Source organism: Mesorhizobium sp. M2E.F.Ca.ET.219.01.1.1 (genome assembly GCF_004016445.2).
In the GTDB taxonomy this organism is placed as follows: domain Bacteria; phylum Pseudomonadota; class Alphaproteobacteria; order Rhizobiales; family Rhizobiaceae; genus Mesorhizobium.
Genome location: NZ_SADT02000002.1, coordinates 391651 through 412966, shown reverse-complemented (window position 1 = coordinate 412966; position 21316 = coordinate 391651). Strand labels below are relative to the sequence as shown.

The 21316-nt window shown below is 63.9% G+C and carries 17 protein-coding genes; 10 read left to right on the top strand and 7 right to left on the bottom strand.

The window, feature by feature from the left end; genetic code table 11:
- Positions 1 to 48 precede the first annotated feature (48 nt).
- The gene (locus tag EN862_RS12375; RefSeq protein WP_127867052.1) at positions 49 to 1131 is read right to left on the bottom strand and encodes a sugar ABC transporter substrate-binding protein; all 1083 of its coding nucleotides are present in this window, start codon (positions 1129 to 1131) and stop codon (positions 49 to 51) included.
- Positions 1132 to 1432: 301 nt separating this feature from the next.
- Positions 1433 to 2317 carry an AraC family transcriptional regulator gene (locus EN862_RS12370; protein ID WP_127867284.1) on the bottom strand — a complete coding sequence of 295 codons (885 nt, stop codon included), beginning with the start codon at positions 2315 to 2317 and terminating at the stop codon, positions 1433 to 1435.
- Between the two features lie 251 nt (positions 2318 to 2568).
- Between EN862_RS12370 and EN862_RS12365 the strand changes: the two genes are divergently transcribed.
- Positions 2569 to 3729: a glycoside hydrolase family 25 protein gene (locus tag EN862_RS12365; RefSeq protein ID WP_127867051.1), complete on the top strand. Its 1161-nt coding sequence runs from the start codon at positions 2569 to 2571 to the stop codon at positions 3727 to 3729.
- Between the two features lie 10 nt (positions 3730 to 3739).
- Here EN862_RS12365 and EN862_RS12360 read toward each other — a convergent pair whose 3' ends face one another.
- A complete protein-coding gene (locus tag EN862_RS12360; protein WP_127867283.1) occupies positions 3740 to 4582 on the bottom strand; it encodes an AraC family transcriptional regulator in 843 nt (280 codons plus the stop codon).
- 249 nt (positions 4583 to 4831) lie between these two features.
- Between EN862_RS12360 and EN862_RS12355 the strand changes: the two genes are divergently transcribed.
- The 7 genes from EN862_RS12355 (at position 4832) to EN862_RS12325 (ending at position 14314) form a co-directional block, all read left to right on the top strand.
- Positions 4832 to 6298: an alpha-glucosidase/alpha-galactosidase gene (locus tag EN862_RS12355; protein ID WP_127867050.1), complete on the top strand. Its 1467-nt coding sequence runs from the start codon at positions 4832 to 4834 to the stop codon at positions 6296 to 6298.
- Between the two features lie 95 nt (positions 6299 to 6393).
- Positions 6394 to 8478: an ABC transporter substrate-binding protein gene (locus EN862_RS12350; protein WP_127867049.1), complete on the top strand. Its 2085-nt coding sequence runs from the start codon at positions 6394 to 6396 to the stop codon at positions 8476 to 8478.
- A 113-nt stretch (positions 8479 to 8591) separates the two neighbouring features.
- Complete coding sequence (locus tag EN862_RS12345) at positions 8592 to 9599, top strand: ABC transporter permease (RefSeq protein ID WP_127867048.1); 1008 nt, start codon at positions 8592 to 8594, stop codon at positions 9597 to 9599.
- Complete coding sequence (locus tag EN862_RS12340) at positions 9600 to 10736, top strand: ABC transporter permease (protein WP_127867047.1); 1137 nt, start codon at positions 9600 to 9602, stop codon at positions 10734 to 10736.
- A gap of 10 nt (positions 10737 to 10746) precedes the next feature.
- Positions 10747 to 12417 carry an ABC transporter ATP-binding protein gene (locus EN862_RS12335; RefSeq protein ID WP_127867046.1) on the top strand — a complete coding sequence of 557 codons (1671 nt, stop codon included), beginning with the start codon at positions 10747 to 10749 and terminating at the stop codon, positions 12415 to 12417.
- 20 nt (positions 12418 to 12437) lie between these two features.
- Positions 12438 to 13808 carry an alpha-glucosidase/alpha-galactosidase gene (locus EN862_RS12330; protein WP_127867045.1) on the top strand — a complete coding sequence of 457 codons (1371 nt, stop codon included), beginning with the start codon at positions 12438 to 12440 and terminating at the stop codon, positions 13806 to 13808.
- Positions 13809 to 13873: 65 nt separating this feature from the next.
- A complete protein-coding gene (locus EN862_RS12325; protein WP_127867044.1) occupies positions 13874 to 14314 on the top strand; it encodes a hypothetical protein in 441 nt (146 codons plus the stop codon).
- A 64-nt stretch (positions 14315 to 14378) separates the two neighbouring features.
- On the opposite strand, the gene purD is transcribed toward EN862_RS12325, so the two are convergent.
- Positions 14379 to 15659 carry a phosphoribosylamine--glycine ligase gene (purD, locus tag EN862_RS12320; RefSeq protein ID WP_127867043.1) on the bottom strand — a complete coding sequence of 427 codons (1281 nt, stop codon included), beginning with the start codon at positions 15657 to 15659 and terminating at the stop codon, positions 14379 to 14381.
- Positions 15660 to 16082: 423 nt separating this feature from the next.
- Positions 16083 to 16877, bottom strand: a complete 795-nt coding sequence (locus EN862_RS12315) for a phytanoyl-CoA dioxygenase family protein (protein ID WP_127867042.1) — start codon at positions 16875 to 16877, stop codon at positions 16083 to 16085.
- Between the two features lie 91 nt (positions 16878 to 16968).
- On the opposite strand from EN862_RS12315, the gene EN862_RS12310 reads away from it, so the two are divergent.
- On the top strand, positions 16969 to 17880 hold the full coding sequence (locus EN862_RS12310) for a LysR family transcriptional regulator (protein WP_127867041.1): 912 nt from the start codon (positions 16969 to 16971) through the stop codon (positions 17878 to 17880).
- Positions 17881 to 17931: 51 nt separating this feature from the next.
- Positions 17932 to 18915, top strand: a complete 984-nt coding sequence (gene ubiA, locus EN862_RS12305; RefSeq protein ID WP_127867282.1) for a 4-hydroxybenzoate octaprenyltransferase — start codon at positions 17932 to 17934, stop codon at positions 18913 to 18915.
- A 211-nt stretch (positions 18916 to 19126) separates the two neighbouring features.
- On the opposite strand, the gene EN862_RS12300 is transcribed toward ubiA, so the two are convergent.
- Both EN862_RS12300 and EN862_RS12295 read right to left on the bottom strand, forming a co-directional pair.
- Positions 19127 to 19693, bottom strand: coding sequence for a DUF6101 family protein (locus EN862_RS12300; protein WP_112125927.1), 567 nt, complete (start codon positions 19691 to 19693; stop codon positions 19127 to 19129).
- 186 nt (positions 19694 to 19879) lie between these two features.
- Positions 19880 to 21313: an FAD-binding oxidoreductase gene (locus EN862_RS12295; RefSeq protein WP_127867040.1), complete on the bottom strand. Its 1434-nt coding sequence runs from the start codon at positions 21311 to 21313 to the stop codon at positions 19880 to 19882.
- Positions 21314 to 21316 lie beyond the last annotated feature (3 nt).

The following is a 21316-nucleotide window of genomic DNA, read 5'->3' as shown; positions in this document are numbered from 1 at the left end:
TTGTTGCCTGGACATCCGGCCGCCGCGGGGCGGCCGGATGCCACTTGATCAGTTGGTGATGCCGAGCTTCTTGCAGCCTTCGGCATAGCGGTCGACGCAGAGCTCGGCGGCCGTATTGATCTTCTTATCGATGATCTCGGCCTTGAGGTTCTCCTGCGTCACCACCGCCGGCGTGAAGAGCTGCGAGGGCGTGTCATAGAGCGTCATCTCGGCCTTCGGCGTCTCGCCCGACAAGAGCTTGACGGCGACGTTGGCCGCGGCCGCCGCGACGATCTCGCTCGGCTTGGAGATGGTGTTGTACTGGTCGCCGGCGATGATCAGTTGCAGCGCCGCGATGGTCGCGTCGTTGCCGGTCACTGGCGGAACCGGATCGACGCCGGCCGCCTTGAAGGCAGCGATCGCGCCGCCGCCGGTGCCGTCATTGGCTGCGACGACGCCGAGGATCTTGGCGCCGAAGCGGGTGATCTGGCCGCTCGCCCATTGCTGGGCCTTCGGCGGCGCCCATTCCGGCGTGTCGAACTCGGCCAGAATCGGATAGCCGCTGTTGTCGAGGCCTTCGTGGATGCCCTTCTTGATCAGACCGGCGGCCGCGTCGGTCGGCGAGCCGTTGATCTGCAGCAGGCCGCCATTGGCAGGGTCGACCTTGAGCGCCTTGAGATGCTCGACCAGCGAATCCGCGATCGCCTTGCCGATGCCTTCATTGTTGAAGGACACGTAGAAATCGGCGGGCGCCGTCGGAATGGGCCGGTCGTAAGCGATCACCTTGACGCCCTGGCTCTGGGCCAGCTTGACCAGCGAGGCGGCGGCAGTGGAATCGACCGGATCGAGCACGATCGCTTTGGCGCCTTGCGAGATTACCGAATTGAACTGCTGCTGCTGGCGCGCCGCATCCGCATCGGCGTTCTGGTAGATCACCTTGCATCCGGGGCAGAGCTTCTTCATCTCGGCCACGAAGCCCGGATAGTCGTGCTGCTCGTAGCGGGTCGACGCCTGGTCGGGCATCAGAAAGGCAACCGTGGCGTCGGTGACCGTGTCGGCGAATGCCGCCGTGCTGCCGAGCAGCGAGACGGCGAAAACGGTCGCGATCGTCGATTTTAAGGCAAACCGTGATTTCCAAGCATGTCTGGTCATTCGAATGTCTCCGTTTCGAGAAATGGTTTCACGAGGACCTGCGCGGTGGACGACGCGCCAGGCCTTGACTGCATGTCGAACTGTTGCAAGGAGTATGATCGGCGGCGGCTGAGGATCGATCCGATCCCGGCAAGCCGCGCAAACATCCTCCTGAAGTGCTGGATTTCAGGACAAACGATCTCCAGCACCGGGCGCGCTGCACCCCGCGTCTTCCTTCCCTGAGTGTTTCTTTGTTCGATGCAATTCCGGACGAAAGATCTTCGGACCGGAATGCTTTTAGGCTCCTCCCGGTTCCTCCCTGTTAGGCGGCGATCTCCGCGTTAATGTTCTCAGCCAGCAAGGCCCTGAAGCGCGAAGGCGACATGCCTTTCTGCGCCAAGAACTGGCGGTTGAAATTCGAGATGTTGTTGTAGCCGGCGGCGTAGCAGATCTCGGTGATCGACATCTGCGCCTCGCTCATCAACAGCTGGCAGGCGAGGTTGATGCGCAGCCGGTTGACATATTGCACCAGCGCCATGCCGGTGTGGCGGCGGAAGCTGCGCGAGAAGGCGCTCGGGCTGCGCCCGGCGATCTCGGCCAGCGTCCCTTCGCTGAACGGCTCGGTCAGGTGGCAATTGATGTAGGCGAGCGCCTGGTTGATGCCTGCCGACATGAAGCCGGAGGGGTCGGGCAGATAGCCGGCGCTGGCCAGCGTGCGGACGTCACTGGCGCGGTTCAATATATCGAGCACGGCCATGAACAGCGACAGGCGACGCACGCCCTGCGCCTCGGTCAGTTCCGCCAGCAGAGGCGCCACAAGCTCGGCCGTCGCCGGCGAGAACAGCGCGCCGCGGCGGCTGGTCTCGAGGATGCCGGCGCAGGCGGCAAGTTCGGGCAAGGCGGCTGAAGCGCTGGCGATGAATTCTTCGGAGAACTGCACGACGCGGCCGCGCAGCGGCACGGTCTCGCCCGGCGGCACGTCGCTGACCCAATTGTGCGGCAGGTTCGGCCCGGTGAGCACCAGATTGCCCGGCTCGAACTCGCCGATGAAGTCGCCAACGAAATAGCGGCCGGTGGTGGCGACGACCAGATGCAGCTCGTATTCGGGATGAAAGTGCCAGCGCACGGTCCGGAAAGGATAGCCGTGGGCCCAGGCCTTGAACGACTCTCCCTGTCTGATCTGGACGACTTCCAGGTCCGGATTCATGTTCATTTTCCTCCCCGCGCGGGTCCGGTCTTGTGACCGGTTGCTGCGCTTCGTCAGGCGGGCCCGTCTCTTCCAACTGGCCGCCTCGATTGAAAGCTTAGGCGGCAATTGAAGCCCCTGCCACCACGGCTTGTCCACCCGAGCGATACTTTTTTGACGTTCCGGAACGGACCGAAGCAAGCCGATGTTGTGAAGCACTTCCTTAACCATAGCGGTTCAGGATCGTTCCCTGGTCAGTGGGGACACCCTGATTGAAAAAGCCGGCGCGCCCTCTTCGCCGCCTGGCGCTGATCGCTGCGGCGATAGTGCTGGGCACGGCGGCAAAGGCCTCGGATTTCTCCGAGCCGTGGAAGAATGCCGACCGCCCGCTGGTGATCGACGCCTATGAATACAATTCGATCGACTGGCAGCAGCTTATCACCGACAAGCGCATCGCCGGCTTCATCAACAAGGCGTCCGACGGGCTGCCGCCGCCCTATTTCTGCTTCGGCGCCGAGGCCGACGTCAAACTCTGCAAGGCGCAGTGGAAGCGCTACGCGGTGACGCGCGAATTGTTCCAGACGCGCAAGGTGGTGGCCAAGGCGCTCGGCCTGAAATGGGGCGCGTATCACCTGGCCCGCCCCGGCAACCCGGTCGAGCAGGCCAACAATTTCATCGATTTCGCCGAACCGGCGCCGGACGAGCTGATGGCCCTCGACATCGAAGGCATCGATGCGACGCAATGGATGTCGCTGGAGGACGCCGAGGAATTCGTGCGCCAGGTGCATCGCCGCGTCGGCCGGTTCCCGGTGCTCTATGTCAACGGCAAGACCGCCCAGTACATCGCCGACAACCGTTACCAGTATCGCCTGCTGTCGCGGCTGCCGCTCTGGTATGCGCGCTACAAGCCCGACATCGACGTGCATTTCCCGATGGGCAACTGGCAGGGCTACGCGCTGTGGCAATTCTCGGCGCAGGCGAATTGCGGCCGTTTCCGCTGCCCCTACCGCGTGCCCGGCACGCCCAACGACATCGACGTCAGCGTTGCGCCGATGAGCGCCGATGATCTGCGCCGGCAATGGGCCTCTGGCGGACTGCTCGACGTGCCGGCCGACTATCTCGCCTCGATCCCGGTGCCGCTCTCGCGCGAAAAAGCCCTCGCCGGCAAGGTCACCATCACCTATGCCGATGTGGCAACGCCGCCGACCGTCGAGGAATTGGTCGCGGTGCTCGGCGCGCGCTGGGAGAAATTCCGCGACGGCTTCCGCATGCCTGTGGTGAAGACGGTGCCGCGGCGGCCGAGCTTCGGCATCGTGCAATATGTCGCCTGGAAGCGGACCGAGCAGCGCACACCCGAACAGATCGACGCGGCCTTTGCCGCCGCCGATCCGGTCAAGACCGCGTCGACCGCCCTCGACCACAGGCGGCACTGAATCCCAAGCATCAGCGATGGTTGCCGAGGCTGGCATACATGCCGGTGGTGCGGAACTGCGTCGGGTTGATGCCGTAGCAGCGGCGAAAGACCTTGGAGAAGTAGTTCGCGTCCTCGAACCCGCACAGCACCGCGACCTCCTTGACCGGCAGGAAATCGGCCTTGGTGAGCAGCTTCGCCGCCCGCTGCAGGCGCTGCTGCAGCACGAATTCCGCCGGCGGCAATCCTTCGCTCTCGGCGAAGCAGCGCGAGAAGTGGGCGCGGCTGAGGCCGCTGATCTCCACCAGTTCCGCCACCGGCAGCGGCTTGTCGAGATTGGCGTTGATGTGGTCGATGACCGGCTGCATGGCGCTCTGCTTCTCCGTGAAGGCGGGCGAGCCGAAGATGTCGTCGTAGAGCGCCATCGCCGCCTCATAGGCGATCGCCGACGCCGCGCCGGGCGAAGCCGCTCCCTTGATGAGCCGCAGGCTGCAATCGGCAAGGTGATCGACGGTCGCCGGCTGCAGCCGGAACACCGGGCCGGAGACGCTGAGGATCGACTTGTGGATGCGCAGCGCCTCCTCGCCATTCATCGAGATCCAGAAATATTCCCAGCGGTCGCCCTTGGCCAGCCAGTAGCGATGGTTGTGCGGCACCAGGACCAGCAGCGTGTCGTTCGCCTGCAGGCGGTAGTTGCGGCTCTCGTAGCGCAGCTGCCCGGTGCCGCTGATTGTATGCTGGAGCACCGTGAACGGGGTCTGGCCACGCTTTCTTCCATCCCAGTCGTAGGTTTCGTCCTCGCGCACCTCATAGCCGGTGCTTGTCGGCATGGCATGCAGCCGCTGGCGCCCGCGCGGCAGCGAAATCGTCCGCATCAGCTCCCCATTGGCGATCAGGTCACGCAGCACAAAATTACCCTCGAAAGCATAATCCTTCTCTGGCGGTGCCCGCCAATAACGGCATAATCCAACTTCTCAGAACGCGAAAGACCCGCGGTCGAGGAGCGGGCGGGAGGAGAAAGAGCCGGATTTTCCGGCTTTGAGTGGCTGATGCGCGATGGCGCGTGGCTCAAATCCTCCTTTGCTGCTCCTTGCCTGGCATTCAGTTGGATCGAGGTGAAGGTGATGAGCTTCAAAATCGCTATTATCGGCGCGGGCAGCGTCGGATTCACCAAGAAGCTGTTCACCGACATTCTGTGCGTGCCTGAATTCCAGGACATCGAATTCGCGCTGACCGACCTCAGCGAGCACAATCTCGGCATGATCAAGGCGATCCTCGACCGGATCGTCGAGGCGAACAAGTTGCCGACCAAAGTTACGGCGACCACGAACCGCCGCGAGGCGCTGGACGGCGCGCGCTACATCATCAGCTGCGTGCGCGTCGGTGGGCTGGAGGCCTATGCCGACGACATCCGCATTCCGCTCAAATACGGCATCGACCAATGCGTCGGCGATACGATCTGCGCCGGCGGCATCCTCTACGGCCAGCGCAACATTCCGGTGATCCTGGACTTCTGCAAAGACATTCGCGAGGTCGCCGCAACCGGCGCGAAATTCCTCAACTATGCCAACCCGATGGCGATGAACACCTGGGCGGCGATCGAGTACGGCAAGGTGGACACGGTCGGCCTCTGCCACGGCGTGCAGCACGGCGCCGAACAGATCGCCCAGGTGCTCGGCGCGAAGTCGCCCAAGGAGCTCGACTATGTCTGCTCCGGCATCAACCACCAGACCTGGTTCATCGAGCTCAAGCTGAACGGCCGGCCGATCGGCAAGGACGAACTGGTCGCCGCCTTCGAGGCGCACCCGGTCTATTCGAAGCAGGAAAAGCTCAGGATCGACGTGTTGAAGCGCTTCGGCGTCTACTCCACCGAAAGCAACGGCCACCTGTCCGAATACCTCCCCTGGTACCGCAAGCGCCCCGACGAGATCACGCGCTGGATCGACATGTCCGACTGGATTCATGGCGAGACCGGCGGCTACCTGCGCTACTCGACCGAGACCCGCAACTGGTTCGAGACCGAATATCCGCAATTCCTCGAAGCGGCGTCGAAGCCGATCGACCCGGCAAAACGCTCCAACGAGCATGCCAGCCATATCCTCGAGGCGCTGGAAACGAACCGCGTCTATCGCGGTCACTTCAACGTCAAGAATAACGGCGTGATCACCAACCTGCCGCAGGACGCGATTATCGAATCGCCCGGCTTCGTCGACCGTTTCGGCATCAACATGGCGGCTGGCATCACGCTGCCGGAGGCCTGCGCGGCCACCTGCATGGCCTCGATCAACGTGCAGCGCATGTCGGTGCATGCGGCGATCGCCGGCGACATCGACCTGTTGAAACTCGCCGTGCTGCACGATCCGCTGGTCGGCGCCGTGTCGACGCCGGAAGAGGTCTGGCAAATGGTGGACGAGATGGTGGTCGCTGAAGCCGCATGGCTGCCGCAATATGCGCACGCCGTTCCGGCAGCAAAGGAGCGGCTTTCGAAATCCAAGGTCAAGACCCGCGAATGGGCGGGCGCCGCACGCCGCAGCGTGCGCTCGATCGAGGAATTGCGCGCCGAAAAGGCGGCGCTGAAACAGGCCGGCTGAGATCGTCGGCAAGCAGGCGGGTCGGCAGGAGGAAGGTCCGCAAGAAATTCACAAGAGGCGGGCAGCAGACGTCCACAAACATCTGGGAGGAGACTATGAGGACTTTTCGTAGAACTGGCATTGCCGCCGGGCTGATGCTCGGCGTTTCAGTCCATGCACTCAACGCCTTCGCTTCCGAGCCGACCATCCCGCCGCAGCCTGCGACATTCCCGGCCGAAGGCAAGATCCATTATGTGGCGCGCGACTCCATCCTGGAGTTCAAGGCGCTGCCCGAATATCACGAGCCGGACTGGGTGACGGAGAAATACGTCAAGACCGGCAAGCTGCCGCCGGTGAAGGACAGGCTGCCGAAGGAGCCGCTGGTCTTCAAGACCGGGAACATGCCGGACGGCATCGGCGTCTATGGCGACACGATGCGCCATGTCATCGGCGGCCGGCCGGAAGGCTGGAACTACGGCGCCGGCCAGACGCAAGGCTGGGGCGGCATCGACATCGGGCTTTCCGAATGCCTGACGCGCACGGCGCCGCTGTTCCAGGTCGAGGCCAAGGATACCGAGCCGCTGCCCAACCTCGCCAAGAGCTGGGACTGGTCGAGCGACGGCCACAAGCTGACCATGCATCTGATCGAAGGCGCCAAATGGTCCGACGGCGCGCCCTTCAACGCCGACGACGTGATGTTCTACTGGGACGACGAGGTGGTCGATCCGAACGTCTCGCCGCTCAACGGCGCCACCCCGGAAACTTTCGGCGTCGGCACGACGCTGAAGAAGATCGACGACTACACGGTCGAGTGGACGTTCAAGGAGGCATTCCCGCGGCAATATCTCTATGCCATGGCCTATGGCACTTTCTGCCCCGGCCCGTCGCACATCCTCAAGCCGCAGCATCCGAAATATTCGAAGAACACCTACGACCAGTTCAAGAACGCCTTCCCGCCGGAATATATGAACATGCCGGTGATGGGCGCCTGGGTGCCGGTCGAATACCGGCCGGACGACATTATCGTCATGCGCCGCAACCCCTACTATTGGAAGGTCGACGAGAAGGGCAACCAGTTGCCCTATCTTAACGAGTTGCAGTACAAGCTCTCGACCTGGGCCGACCGCGATGTCCAGGCGGTGGCGGGATCGGGCGACTTCTCCAACCTCGAGCAGCCGGAGAATTTCGTCGCCTCGCTGAAACGTGCGGCCGACAAAAACGCGCCGGCGCGCCTCGCCTTCGGCCCGCGCCTCATCGGCTACAATCTGCGTATGAACTTCTCCGCCAATGGCTGGGGCAACCCGGACGAACGCGGCCAGGCGATCCGCGAGCTGAACCGCAACGAGGATTTCCGCAAGGCGGTCACCATGGCGCTCGACCGCAAGGCGCTGGGCGACTCGCTGGTCAAGGGTCCGTTCACCGCCATCTATCCGGGCGGCTTCTCATCCGGCACCAGCTTCTATGACCGCAAGTCGACGGTCTATTATCCGTTCGATCTCGAAGGCGCGAAAGCATTGCTCGCCAAGGCCGGTCTCAAGGATACGGACGGCGACGGCATCGTGAACTTCCCGGCCGGCACCGCCGGCGGCAAGGACGTCGAGATCGTGATGCTGGTCAACAACGACTACACCACCGACAAGAGCCTTGCCGAAGGCGTGGTCGCGCAGATGGAGAAACTCGGCCTCAGAGTCGTGCTCAACGGGCTTAACGGCACGCAGCGCGATGCCACGCAATATTCCGGCCGCTTCGACTGGCTGATCCGGCGAAACGAAACCGAGCTCACCTCCGTGGTTCAAAACACCGAGCAGTTGGCGCCGGTCGGGCCGAAGACCAGTTGGAACCATCGCGCGCCGGAAAGCGGCCAGGTCGACCTGATGCCCTTCGAGAAGGACCTCGTCGACATCGTCAACAAGTTTGTGTCGACACAGGACAACGACCAGCGCGCCGAGCTGATGCGAAAGTTCCAGAAGATCTCGACTGAGAACGTCTACAATGTCGGCCTGACGGAATATCCGGGCGCGCTGATCATCAACAAGCGCTTCTCCAACATCCCGCAGGGCACGCCGATCTTCATGTTCAACTGGGCCGAGGACTCGATCATCCGCGAGCGTGTGTTCGTCAAGGCGGACAAGCAGGCAAAGTATGAGTTGTTCCCCAAGGAATTGCCCGGCAAGCCTGGTGATAAGGGACCGATGGACTAAGCTTACCTCCCCTGACCGAGAGACGTCCGGCCGCGCCGCGGTGCGGCCGGACAAGCGAAATCTCCGAACGCACCCGAGGGGAGCGGCGGGCAGACAAGAAGGCGGACGATCCGATGCTGCGATTCCTGCTTATGCGCATCGCTTCGGCGATTCCGGTTTTCGCAATCTTAAGCCTCGTCACCTTCGCCATCATCCAGGCGCCGCCGGGCGACTATGCCGACTACATCAAATCGCAGCTGATCAACCAGGGCGGCGCCTCCTATGCCGAAGCCGACGCGCAGGCCCAGGCTTACCGGGTCGAGCATGGCCTCGATAAGCCGCTGCCCGTCCAGTATCTCAACTGGATCGGCGGCATCATCACGCGCGGCGATTTCGGCTACAGCCTCTACTACAACAAGCCGGTGGCCGACGTGGTGGGTGAACGCCTGCCGCGCACGCTGCTGCTCGCGCTGGTCTGCCACCTGCTCGCCTCGGTGCTCGGCATCAGCTTCGGCATATGGGCGGCGACAAGGCAGTATAGCTGGATAGACTCGACACTTTCGGCGATCTCGTTCCTCGGCATGACGGTGCCGCGCTTCCTGATGGCGCTGATCATCGTCTATCTGCTGGTCTTCCAGTTCAACGTGTCGGAGATCGGCTCGTTCTTCTCGCCGCAATATGGCGGCGCGCCGTGGTCGTGGGCGAAGTTCGTCGACCTGGTGAAGCATGTCTGGCCGGTTGTGGCGATCGCGACCTTCGGCGGCCTCGCCTACAACATGCGCGTCATGCGCGGCAACCTGCTCGACACGCTGAACATGCAATATGTCGAGACGGCCAAGGCCAAGGGGCTGACCGGCGGTGCCGTCGTCATGCGGCACGCTGTGCCCAACGCGCTGCATCCGCTGGTGATGTATCAGGGCGTGGTGCTGCCCTATATGCTCACCGGCGAGATCGAGACGGCGATCATCTTCGCGCTGCCGACCGTCGGCCCGGCCATCGTCGGCTCGATGGCGGTGGGCGACGTCTATGTGACCGCCACCTTCATGATGGTGCTGTCGGCGACGCTGATCGTAGGCAACATCATCGCCGACATGCTGCTGGTGCTGCTCGATCCGCGCATCCGCCAGTTCGGGGAGCGCTAGATGCTGGCCCGCGACCCCTCCCCGCCGCCGCCAGCCGAAGGCGTGGCCATCGCCGAGCCGGCGCATGGCAATGAGAGCTATATCGCGCTGGTCTGGCGCCGGCTGAAGCGCTCCTGGACCGGCATGGCCGGGCTCATCCTGGTCGTGCTTCTGCTCGTCATGGCGGTGTTCGCGGATTTCATCGCACCCTCGGATCCGAAGGCGACCGACGTGGCCTTCGCGCCACCGCAGGTGCCGAGCTTTCATGACAAGGACGGCAATTTCACCTTCCGGCCGAGAATCTATGCGCTGGCCGACTCGGCCGATCTCGACCCCGTCACCTTCCAGCCGATCGTCGGTCCCGACTACGACCACCCGCGCCTGCTCGGCTTCCTCGTCGAGGGCGCGCCCTACAGGCTGTTCGGGCTGATCCCGGCCGACCGGCATTTCTTCGCCTCGATGGACGGCCAGCCGGTGCATTTCCTCGGCACCGACAAGTTCGGCCGCGACGTGCTGTCGCGCGCCATCCACGGCTCGCGCGTCTCGCTGATGATCGCGCTGACGGTGGTCTTCATCATCACGCTGATCGGCACCACCGTCGGCATGGTTTCCGGCTATTTCGGCGGCAAGTTCGACATCTGGATGCAGCGCTTCGTCGAGCTGGTGCTCGCCTTCCCGCAGCTGCCGCTTTATCTCGCGCTGACGACGCTGATCCCGGTCACCGCGCCGACCAACGTCTTCCTCGGCTTCGTCATCATCGTCATGTCGGCGCTCGGCTGGGCGCAGATGTCGCGCGAGGTGCGCGGCAAGACGCTGGCGCTGGCGCGGATCGACTATGTGCGCGCCGCCATGGCGGTGGGCGCCACCGACCGGCGCATCATCATGCAACACATTTTTCCCAATGTGATGAGCCATGTCATCGTCGCGGTGACGATCGCCATCCCGACCGTCGTGCTGCTCGAAGCCTTTCTCGGCTTCCTCGGCTTCGCCGTGAAGCCGCCGCTGATCTCCTGGGGCCTGATGCTGCAGGACACGGCGACCTATTCGGTCATCGGCACCTATCCGTGGATCCTCTCGCCGGTCGGCTTCGTGCTGGTCACCGTCTTTGCCTTCAACGCGCTGGGCGACGGCCTGCGCGATGCCGTCGATCCGTATTGAGGTGGCCGGGATGACGACGATCGCGCTCGCAGAAGACTTTGCACCCGCCGTCCGGCTCGACCACGCCGCGCGCCATGAACAGCCGATCATCAATGCACGTAACATCGAGGTCGCCTTCAAGGTGGAGCACGGCACCGTCGAGGCGGTGAAGGACGTCTCGTTCCAGCTCTATCGCGGCGAGACGATCGCCATCGTCGGCGAATCCGGTTCCGGCAAGTCGGTGACCGCGCGCACGGTCATGGGGTTGCTGTCGCGGCGGGCGACCGTGTCGCCACGGTCGAGCGTGGACTATCTCGGGCAGAATATCCTGAAATTCCCGGAGGCCGCCCGGCGCAAGCTGCGCGGCAACCGCATCTCGATGATCTTCCAGGAGCCGATGAGCTCGCTCAACCCGATCTACACGGTCGGCAGCCAGATCGTCGAAGCGATCCGGGTGCATCGCAAGGTGAGCCGCAGGGAGGCCTGGGCGCGAGCGCTGGAGCTCCTCAAGCATGTCCAGATCCCCGAGCCGGAGGCAAGGCTCAAGCAGTATCCGCACCAGCTCTCCGGCGGCCAGCGCCAGCGCGTCATGATCGCCATGGCTTTGGCCAACGACCCCGACGTACTGATCGCCGACGAGCCGACCACCGCGCTCGACGTCACCGTGCAGGCGCAGATCCTGAACCTGATCCGCAATCTTCAGAAAGAGCTGAAGATGGCGGTGATCCTGATCACCCACGACCTCACGGTGGTGCGCAAGTTCTCCGACTATGTCTATGTCATGCAGCATGGCGAGATGCGCGAGCACAACGTCACCGAGCGGCTCTTCGCCAATCCCCAGCATCCCTACACGCAGCGGCTGCTGGCTTCCGAACCGCATGGCCGGCCGCAGCCGCTGCCGGAGGGCAGCGGCACCATCCTCCAGGCGAACGGCGTGCGTGTCTGCTTCATGCTGCGCCACGGTAGTTTCCTCAAACCGGACTGGCGCGAGCTGGTCGCGGTCGACGATCTCGACCTGAAACTCTGCCGGCACGAGACGCTGGGGCTGGTCGGCGAATCCGGCTCCGGCAAGACGACCTTCGGCCAGGCTCTGCTCAGATTGCAGGATGCCAAGCGCGGGGAAATCCGCTTCGACGACCAGCCGATTGAGAAGCTCTCGCGCGCAGAGATGCGGCCGCTGCGCTCGCGCATGCAGATCGTTTTCCAGGACCCGTTCTCCTCGCTCAATCCGCGCATGACGATCGGCCAGATCATCGAGGAAGGGCTGGTCGTCAACAGGCTCGGCGCGACACGGCGCGAGCGGGTCGAGCGGGTGCGCGAGGCGCTCACCAGCGCCGGAATGCCGGGCAACATCCTGTCCCGCTTCCCGCATGAGTTCTCCGGCGGACAGCGGCAGCGCATCGCGATCGCACGGGCGATTGCGCTGGAACCAGAATTCATCCTGCTCGACGAACCGACTTCGGCGCTCGACCTTTCCGTCCAGGCGCAGATCATCGATCTGCTGCGCAAGCTGCAGGACGAGCGGGGCTTGAGCTATCTCTTCATCTCGCACGACCTCAAGGTGGTGCGGGCGCTGTGCCACCGCGTCATCGTCATGCAGCACGGCAGGATCGTCGAACAGGGACCCGTCGACGAGGTCCTTTCCAATCCCAAGACCGCCTACACCGAACGGCTCGTCAGGGCCGCTTTCGAGGTGGCGTAGAAAACTGCCGGAGGCTTACAGTGACTAGAAATCCCAGGATCGCGTTCATCGGCGCCGGCTCGACGGTGTTCATGAAAAACATCGTCGGCGACGTGCTGCAGCGGCCCGCGCTGTCGGGCGCGACCATCGCGCTGATGGACATCAACCCGCAGCGCCTGGAAGAGAGCGCCGTCGTCGTCAACAAGCTGATCGCGACGCTCGGCGTCAAGGCGAATGCCGAGACCTATTCGGACCAACGCAAGGCATTGAAAGGCGCCGACTTCGTCGTCGTCGCCTTCCAGATCGGCGGCTACGAGCCCTGCACCGTCACCGATTTCGAGGTGCCGAAGAAATACGGCCTGCGCCAGACCATCGCTGACACGCTGGGCGTCGGCGGCATCATGCGGGGCCTCAGAACCGTGCCGCATCTGTGGAAGATCTGCGAGGACATGCTCGCCGTCTGCCCTGAGGCAATCATGCTGCAATATGTCAACCCGATGGCGATCAACACCTGGGCGATCGCCGAGAAATACCCGACGATCAAGCAGGTCGGGCTCTGCCATTCGGTGCAGGGCACGGCGATGGAATTGGCGCACGATCTCGACCTTCCCTATGAGGAGATCCGCTACCGCTCGGCCGGCATCAACCATATGGCGTTCTATCTCAAATTCGAGCATCGCCAGGCGGACGGCTCCTATCGCGACCTCTATCCCGATCTCGTGCGCGCCTATCGCGAGGGCCGTGCCCCGAAGCCGGGCTGGAATCCGCGCTGCCCGAACAAGGTGCGCTACGAGATGCTGACGCGGCTCGGCTATTTCGTCACCGAAAGTTCGGAGCATTTCGCCGAATACACGCCCTATTTCATCAAGGACGGCCGTCCCGACCTGATCGAGAAATACGGTATTCCGCTGGATGAATATCCAAAACGCTGCATCGAGCAGATCGAGCGCTGGAAGGGCCAGGCGGAAGCCTATCGCTCGGCCGACCGCATCGAGGTGGCGCAGTCGAGGGAATATGCCTCAGAGATCATGAACTCGGTGTGGACCGGCGAGCCGTCGGTGATCTACGGCAATGTCCGCAACAATGGCTGCATCACCTCGCTTCCCGTCGACTGCGCGGCGGAAGTGCCGTGCCTTGTCGATGCTTCCGGAATCCAGCCGACCTATATCGGGGACCTGCCGCCGCAGCTGACCGCGCTGATCCGCACCAATATCAACGTGCAGGAACTGACGGTGCGAGCACTGATGAGCGAGAACCGCGAGCACATCTACCACGCAGCGATGATGGATCCGCACACCGCGGCCGAACTCGACCTCGACCAGATCTGGTCACTGGTCGACGACCTGCTCGCCGCGCATGGCGACTGGCTGCCGGCCTGGGCCCGGAAGGGCGGGAGAAGCAAGGCTGCCTGACTATCCACTGCGAGATTTTCGAGCTCTTAATCTCAGGCTAACCGGGAAGCCGATAGAACACCCGGATGAATTGGTGGATCGGATCCTTCTGGGTGCTTGTCAGCCTAGTTTTCGGGGCGCTCGACTATCGTGTCCAAAAACTGAACGGAAAGCGATGGCTTGCAGACTGGCCCTGGCGCTTGGCGATGTACTTTGCGCTTGGCGGCGTAATCACCGGCGTACCGGTCTTTCTATTCCAGTTCGGAGAAGCAATCATTGGCGTATACAATCATCCGCCAACAGCGAAGATGCTCGTGGCGCTCCTTCCTTTGGCGGTCGCGGCTATCGTTGCAGTAGGAATTCTCAAGCTGGCCGGCCGAACAATCCGCAGAGCAGGCGGATCGCTTCAGGAGCGCCGTTTAGCAGTAGCTATCTATTGGATTGCCGGTGCGCTTTTGTTCACGGTAGCCGCAGGCACTGTCGGCGCAGGTTACCTTGGCAACTTGTATCTTTTGAGGGATCGCTAGCAAAAATGCCCGCGCCAAACCGCTAAGGACCTGCAGCGACGAGTACCCCTTTCTTCCCCGGGGGTCAGCCGCCGGCCTTCTCGCGCGCCACGGCCTGCCAGCCGATGTCGCGTCGGCAGAAGCCCTGCGGCCAGTCGATACGGTCGACCGCCGCATAGGCCTTGGCCTGCGCCTCGCCGACGGTCTTGCCGGTTGCCGTGACGTTGAGCACGCGGCCGCCATTGGCGACCAGCGCGCCGCCATTGATGGCGGTGCCGGCATGGAAGACCTGGACGCCCTCGCCTTCCGCCTGGTCGAGACCGCGGATGACGGAGCCCTTTTCCGGCGTGCCGGGATAGCCGCGCGCCGCCATCACCACGGTCAATGCCGCGGCGTCGCTCCAGCGGATAGACATATGCGCGAGCTGGCCGTCGACGGCGGAGTTGAGCAGCACGAGCAGGTCGTCCTTGAGCCGCATCATCAGCACCTGGCATTCGGGATCGCCGAAGCGGGTATTGTACTCGATCAGCTTCGGGCCCTGGTCGGTGATCATCAGGCCGGCGAAGAGGATGCCGGCGAAGGGCGCGCCGAGTTCGGCCATGCCGCGCATGGTCGGCTCGATGATCTCGCTCATGGTGCGCTCGGTCATTTCCGGCGTCATCACCGGGGCCGGCGAATAGGCGCCCATGCCGCCGGTGTTCGGCCCGGTGTCGCCGTCGCCGACGCGCTTGTGGTCCTGCGCGGTGCCGAAGGGCAGCGCGGTGGCGCCGTCGCACAGGCAAAAGAAGCTCGCCTCCTCGCCGGTCAGATATTCCTCGACCACAACCTCGGCGCCGGCCGCGCCGAAGGCGCCGTCGAAACAAGCCTCCAGCGCGGCGTTCGCCTCGTCCAGCGTCATGGCGATGGTGACGCCCTTGCCGGCGGCGAGCCCGTCGGCCTTGATGACGATCGGCGCGCCGACTTTCTCGACATAGGCCTTGGCCGAAGCGAGATCGCCGAAGCGGCCATAGGCGGCGGTGGGGATGTTGAACTTGGCGCAGAGATCCTTGGTGAAGCCCTTCGAGCCCTCGAGCCGGGCCGCCGCCTTGGAGGGGCCGAAGACGCGGACGCCCCAGGCGCGCAGATCATCGGATATGCCGGCGACCAGCGGCCCTTCCGGGCCGACGACGACGAGGTCGATCTTCTTTTCCTGGCAGAAGGCGGCGACCGCGGAATGGTCGGCGACATCGAGCTTCACCAGTTCGGCGACACGGCCGATGCCCGGATTGCCGGGCGCGGCATAAAGCTTGGTCAGCAGCGGCGAGGCGGAGAGCTTCCAGGCCAGCGCATGTTCGCGGCCACCCGAGCCGAGAAGAAGAACATTCATGGCCACCTCTTGCTGATCGTCTCTGCTTGGAACCCGCTATTGGTCCGCGGGCGACGGGTCAAGGCGTCTTGGCATTTTGGCGGCAATTGCGCACGGGAAAGCAGCGCAAACGCCGGGGACTGTCGAAGCCGCCCCAACCTCGTCATTCTATGGCGGAGCAAGGAGCGAAGCGACGCGGCGCAGACCATAGAATCCATGCCATGACTTCGAAGCGTCGCTGCGGTGCAGAATTTTGCTCCGTTGCACGCCTTGGCGAAGGTAACGGCATGGATCCTCGGGTCTGCGCTCGTCGCTTCGCTCCTTGCTCCGCCCGTGGATGACGAGGCCGAACCGGTTCGGCCAGTCTCCAAGGCTTGTGGCGCAAACATAGCCGACCGGTCAAAATCCCTGTGGCGGGAAACACACCTCGTCTGAAAAAACGACTCAGCTCTGGTAGATGACCGGGAACCAGTCCTCGCGCAGTTTCTGGCCGGGCTTCATGTCGTGGCCCGGATAGGGCGGCGAGGTGCGGCCGGGGCGCTCGACATAATGCGCGTCGTCGCCGACCCAGCGCAGCGACAGCGCCCGGCGCCTCGCCGAGGTCAAATTGCCGCGCGCGCCATGCGCGGTGCGGAAATCGAACAGGATCGCGTCGCCGGGCTCCATCTCCCATTCCAGCACCTTCATCGACGGGTCGCTGTCGGGATCGGGCACCGGCCGGTAGTCGCCCTCGCCGGCATAGAAATTGGCGTCGTTCAGCCAGCGCACCGGCAGCACCATCTTTTCCCATTTGTGCGAGCCGGCGATCAGCCGCAGCGTCGCTTCCTTCACCGGATCGATCGGGATCCAGAAGCTCACCGTCTGGCTGCCGTCGACGAAGTAATAGGGAATGTCCTGGTGCCAGGGCGTGGGCTTCTGCGTGCCGGGCTCCTTGACCAGGACGTGATCGTGGAAGAACTGGGCGCTGCGCGACTGCATGACGGCGGCGGCGAGTTCAGCGGCCGGCGATTCCCGCACGATCCTGACGAATTCCGGGATGCGCTCCCAGTTGCAGTAATCGTCGAAGAAGCTGCCCTTGCCGCCGGCGATGTCGGAGGCCGTGGCGCTGCGGTCCTGCATATTGCGTTCAATGCCAGCCGCGATGACGTCGACCCAGTCCTTGAAGGCGCCGCGGATGCAGACGGCACCGTCGCGCTGGTAGTCGGCAATCGTCGCGGCATCGATCTTCGGGCTGGCCATCGTGCTCTCCTGCTTGTTCGATGACCGACTATCGCAAGAGCCTCACATCACGTAAAATAATAACTTGTCATCTCACTTATAGCTTTTACCTATGAAGTTCACCCTCACGCAGTTGCGCTATCTTGTTGCCGTGGCCCGCTATGGCAGCGTGACAGCGGCGGCCCAGGCGCTGAACGTGTCGCAGCCTTCCATCTCGGTGGCGATCGACCATGTCGAGGACGCGCTCGGCCAGAAGCTGTTCGTGCGTCAGCGTGGCAGCGGCGTCGCGCTGACCTCCTTCGGTCGCAGGGCCGTCGCCAAGGCGAGGCAGGTGCTGGGCGAGGCGGACGAGTTGGCGGCGCTCGGTTCGCGCGACGCCGATATCGGCGGCGAGCTGGTGCTCGGCTGCTTCGAGGACCTGGCGCCCTATTTCGCGCCGGCGCTGATGCGCGCCTTCGCAGACCGCTGCCCGGCCGTCACCGTCGTCATCGGCGACGAGACCTTCGAGACGCTGGGGCGGCGCCTGGCTGACAGCGCCGTCGACCTCGGCCTTACCTACGACCTTGGCCTGCCAGGGCATTTCAAGCGCATCCTCCTGCATGAATTGCGACCGCACGCGCTCCTGCCCGCCGGCCATGTGCTGGCGGACAAGCATGCCGTCAGCCTGGCCGAGCTCGCGCTCTATCCGCTGATCACCACCGACCAGCCGCATAGCTGGCAGCATATGTTGGACCTATTCCTCAGCCGCGGCCTGTCGCCGATTGCCCGGGCGACCACGAGCTCGTTCGAGCTGCAGCGGTCGATGGTGGCCAACGGCTTCGGCATCGCGGTCAGCTACACCAGGCCGCGTGGCGATAGGAGCTATGACGGACTGCCGCTGGTCTGCAAGCCACTCTCCGACGCGCTGCCGATGCAGCGCATCATCCTGACCCATGACACGCGCCAGCGCCTGTCGAAGGCGGCCGTGGCCTTCATCGAGGTCGCCAAGGCATGGTTCGCCAGTCACGATGTTTTCACTACTTGAGCGACAACGCGGCCGCTTGACGGCGCCCCTTGCTGCTGCCACTCCAGCGTGATGGAAACCGTCCAGTCGAAAGCGATCCAGGGCCGCGTCGCCGATGCGCCGAGCGGACATTGGGTCTACCGCGTGCTGCCGCGCTGGCTGTGGCCCTATGCGCAGCTGGCGCGCTGGGACCGGCCGATCGGCTGGCAACTGCTTTTGTGGCCCTGCTGGTGGTCGGCGGCGCTCGCCGCGGGCGCCTATCCGCGCGCGACCGACCCGTTGCTGACGCTGCTTCCGGCGCCTTGGTATCTGCTTTTGTTCTTCATCGGCGCCGTCGCCATGCGCGGCGCCGGCTGCACCTATAACGACCTCGCCGACGAGGACATCGACAACCAGGTCGAGCGCACCCGTTCGCGGCCGCTGCCGGCAGGCAAGGTGACCCGCCGCCAGGCCTGGATCTTCGTCATCATCCAGGCGCTGGTGGGTCTCGCCGTGCTGCTGCAGTTCAACAGCTTCGCCATTCCACTCGGCATCGCCTCGCTGGCGATCGTCGCCGTCTATCCGTTCATGAAGCGCATCACCAACTGGCCGCAATTCGTGCTGGGCTTAGCCTTCTCCTGGGGCGCGCTGATGGGCTGGGCGGTCGAGTTCGGCGACCTCGATGACCCGGCCATCATGCTCTATATCGGCTCGATCCTGTGGGTGATCGGCTACGACACGATCTACGCGCATCAGGACAAGGAAGACGACGCCATCGTCGGCGTGCGCTCGACGGCGCGGCTGTTCGGCGACAACACCAAGATGTGGCTCACCGGGCTCTATGGCGGCGCGCTGATCTGCTTCGCCATCGCCTTCGCCTCGGCCCAGGTGCCGATCGTGGCGCTGGCCGGCCCGATCGCCGCCGGCGCGCATATGGCGCGCCAGATCATCCGGCTCGACATCAACAATCCGGATCAGTGCCTGAAACTGTTCAAGTCGAACAACCAGGTCGGTTGGCTGATCTTCCTCGGCCTGATCGGCGGGTCAGTGTGGATATGGTTGAAGCCGCTGGTGTAGTTCTCCCTTCTCCCCGTCCTACGGGGAGAAGGTGGCGGCAGCCGGATGAGGGGCGGCGCCGACTTTGGAGGTTAGATGAAATACGCAGCAGCGCTGTCGCGAGTCATCGGGTTATGAGGCGGCCAAACGCCCAAGTCGGCGCTGCCCCTCATCACCCTGCCGGGCACTTCTCCCCGTATAGTGACGGGGAGAAGAAGGCTGTCATCGACGCCTACTCCCTCGCGATAATCTCCTGGCCGTCGATGACGAGCCTCAGGCCCAGGTTGCCGGCCTTGCGGCGGGCGAGGAAGCGCGGGCGGCGCGTGGTGGAGACGCGGCCCTTGCGGCGCTCCTGCGGCGTCCGCGCCTTGATGGCGGCGCCGAGCGATTCTTCCAGCGTGCGGGCAATGCCGTCGGCCTCGATCAGCAGCATCGGCAGGCGATAGGCGTCAGCCCAGGCGCGCCAGTCGGCGGCGACATCCTCGAGATCGTCGGCGACCAGCAGCGGCACCGACAGCATCGGGTCGTTGTGCAGGAGCTCGAGCGTCACCGTGACGTTGCCGTCCGGATCTTCCATGGCGCGGGCGGCGACGCCGCGGAACGCCTTGGCGGGCAGCGCGATGATCGCCGGCACGCCGCTCATCTCCAGCATGCGGCGGATGACGGCGCCGCGCTGGTCGATGGTGAAGGTGACATCGCCATAGTCGTCGCGGGTGGCATAGCTCACCATCTGCGGCAGGCGAAACGGGTCGAGGCGCATGTTGCGCCCGGCCCAGACTGGCTTCAATCCAGTGTTCATCGAATGTCTTCCCTGTTACTCCTGAGGGCCGTTTTCCGGTTCTCTCAGGGCCGGTTTTTCCGGCCTCGTTATGGGAAGAAACATTAGCGCTGGCTTCTTACCGGCGCGCTTAAGAAGTTCGGTTAAATTTTGCTGATCGGAGCCGATGGTTATCGGAATGCGACCGCCCACCAGATATGGGAAGGATCAGATAACCTTACCGGGGTTCATGATGCCGGCCGGATCGAAGGCGGCCTTCACGCGGCGCATCAGGTCGATGGCCATCGGCGGCGCCGTGGAGACGAGCTCGTCGCGCTTCAACTGACCGATGCCGTGCTCGGCCGAGATCGAGCCGTGGAAGGAGCGCACGACATCGTGCACGGCCTTGTTCATCGGGTGGTAGAGCTCGAGGAACGGCTCGTCCTGCCAGTCCACGGGGCGCGAGATGTTGTAGTGAAGATTGCCGTCACCCATGTGGCCGAAGCAGACCACGCGCGCGCCGGGGCAGACGCTTTCCACCACGCCGGCCGCCTTTTCGATGAAGTCGGGGATCGAGGCGATCGGCACGGAGATATCGTGCTTGATCGAGGCGCCCTCGGGCTTCTGGCATTCAGGGAGCGTCTCGCGGAAATTCCAGAAAGCGTCGCCCTGGGCCAGGCTTGCCGACACCACCGCGTCACCGACTATGCCTTGCTCGAGGCCGGCTGACAGTATCTCCTCGATCAGCGCCTTGCCGTCCTCTTCGGAGCGTCCGGACGAAACCTGCATCAGCACATACCAGGGCCAGTCGTCGGCCAGCGGCCGGGTGATGCCTTGCCCGTGCTTCAACGTAAAATCATAAGGCCTTCTGGCGATCAATTCGAAAGCGGTGAGCGAGGCGCCGGCCCTATCCATCGCCAAGGTGAACAGCGAAAGCGCGTCCTTAGGGGACGATGGCAGGCCGGCAAAGGCGACCTCCCTGCCCTTCGGTTTCGGGAACAGTTTCATGACCGCGGCGGTGATGACGCCGAGCGTGCCCTCGGCGCCGACGAAGAGGTTCTTCAGATCGTAGCCGGTGTTGTCCTTCTTCAATTTGCGCAAATCGTCGAACACCTCGCCAGTCGGCAGCACCACCTCGACGCCGAGGCAGAGCTCACGCGCATTGCCATAGGCAAGCACGCCGGTGCCGCCGGCATTGGAGGAGAGATTGCCGCCGATCTGGCAGGAGCCCTGCGCGGCGAGCGACAGCGGAAACAGCCGGTCGGCGGCGTCGGCAGCCTCCTGCAGCGTCTGCAGGATGACGCCTGCCTCGACGGTCACCGTGTTCGACAGGACGTCGATCTCGCGGATGCGGTTCAGCCGCGACAGCGACAGCACGATGTCGTGGCCGGATTTGTCCGGCACCTGGGCGCCGACCAAGCCGGTGTTGCCGCTCTGCGGCACGATCGGCGTCCCGGTCTCGGTTGCGAGCCGCATGATGCGGCTCACTTCCTCGACGCTGCCTGGCCTCAGAACCAGCGATGTGCGGCCATGCCAGAGGCCGCGTCGTTCGGTGATGTAAGGGGCGATGTCGGCCTGGTCGCGTAGCGCATATTTGTCGCCGACGATTGCCGCGAAGCGGTCGATGACGGCGGGGTCGAGATCGAAGGGCTGATCGTTCATGGG

Bases quoted from the DNA above. Each gene is read 5' to 3' on its own strand.
- EN862_RS12375 (WP_127867052.1), bottom strand. From the start codon at position 1,131: ATGACCAGACATGCTTGGAAATCACGGTTTGCCTTAAAATCGACGATC.
- EN862_RS12355 (WP_127867050.1), top strand. From the start codon at position 4,832: ATGAGCTTCAAAATCGCTATTATCGGCGCGGGCAGCGTCGGATTCACC.
- ubiA (WP_127867282.1), top strand. From the start codon at position 17,932: ATGGAAACCGTCCAGTCGAAAGCGATCCAGGGCCGCGTCGCCGATGCG.
- EN862_RS12335 (WP_127867046.1), top strand. From the start codon at position 10,747: ATGACGACGATCGCGCTCGCAGAAGACTTTGCACCCGCCGTCCGGCTC.
- EN862_RS12350 (WP_127867049.1), top strand. From the start codon at position 6,394: ATGAGGACTTTTCGTAGAACTGGCATTGCCGCCGGGCTGATGCTCGGC.
- EN862_RS12340 (WP_127867047.1), top strand. From the start codon at position 9,600: ATGCTGGCCCGCGACCCCTCCCCGCCGCCGCCAGCCGAAGGCGTGGCC.
- EN862_RS12360 (WP_127867283.1), bottom strand. From the start codon at position 4,582: ATGCGGACGATTTCGCTGCCGCGCGGGCGCCAGCGGCTGCATGCCATG.
- EN862_RS12310 (WP_127867041.1), top strand. From the start codon at position 16,969: ATGAAGTTCACCCTCACGCAGTTGCGCTATCTTGTTGCCGTGGCCCGC.
- EN862_RS12300 (WP_112125927.1), bottom strand. From the start codon at position 19,693: ATGAACACTGGATTGAAGCCAGTCTGGGCCGGGCGCAACATGCGCCTC.
- EN862_RS12315 (WP_127867042.1), bottom strand. From the start codon at position 16,877: ATGGCCAGCCCGAAGATCGATGCCGCGACGATTGCCGACTACCAGCGC.
- EN862_RS12295 (WP_127867040.1), bottom strand. From the start codon at position 21,313: ATGAACGATCAGCCCTTCGATCTCGACCCCGCCGTCATCGACCGCTTC.
- EN862_RS12325 (WP_127867044.1), top strand. From the start codon at position 13,874: ATGAATTGGTGGATCGGATCCTTCTGGGTGCTTGTCAGCCTAGTTTTC.
- purD (WP_127867043.1), bottom strand. From the start codon at position 15,659: ATGAATGTTCTTCTTCTCGGCTCGGGTGGCCGCGAACATGCGCTGGCC.
- EN862_RS12370 (WP_127867284.1), bottom strand. From the start codon at position 2,317: ATGAATCCGGACCTGGAAGTCGTCCAGATCAGACAGGGAGAGTCGTTC.
- EN862_RS12345 (WP_127867048.1), top strand. From the start codon at position 8,592: ATGCTGCGATTCCTGCTTATGCGCATCGCTTCGGCGATTCCGGTTTTC.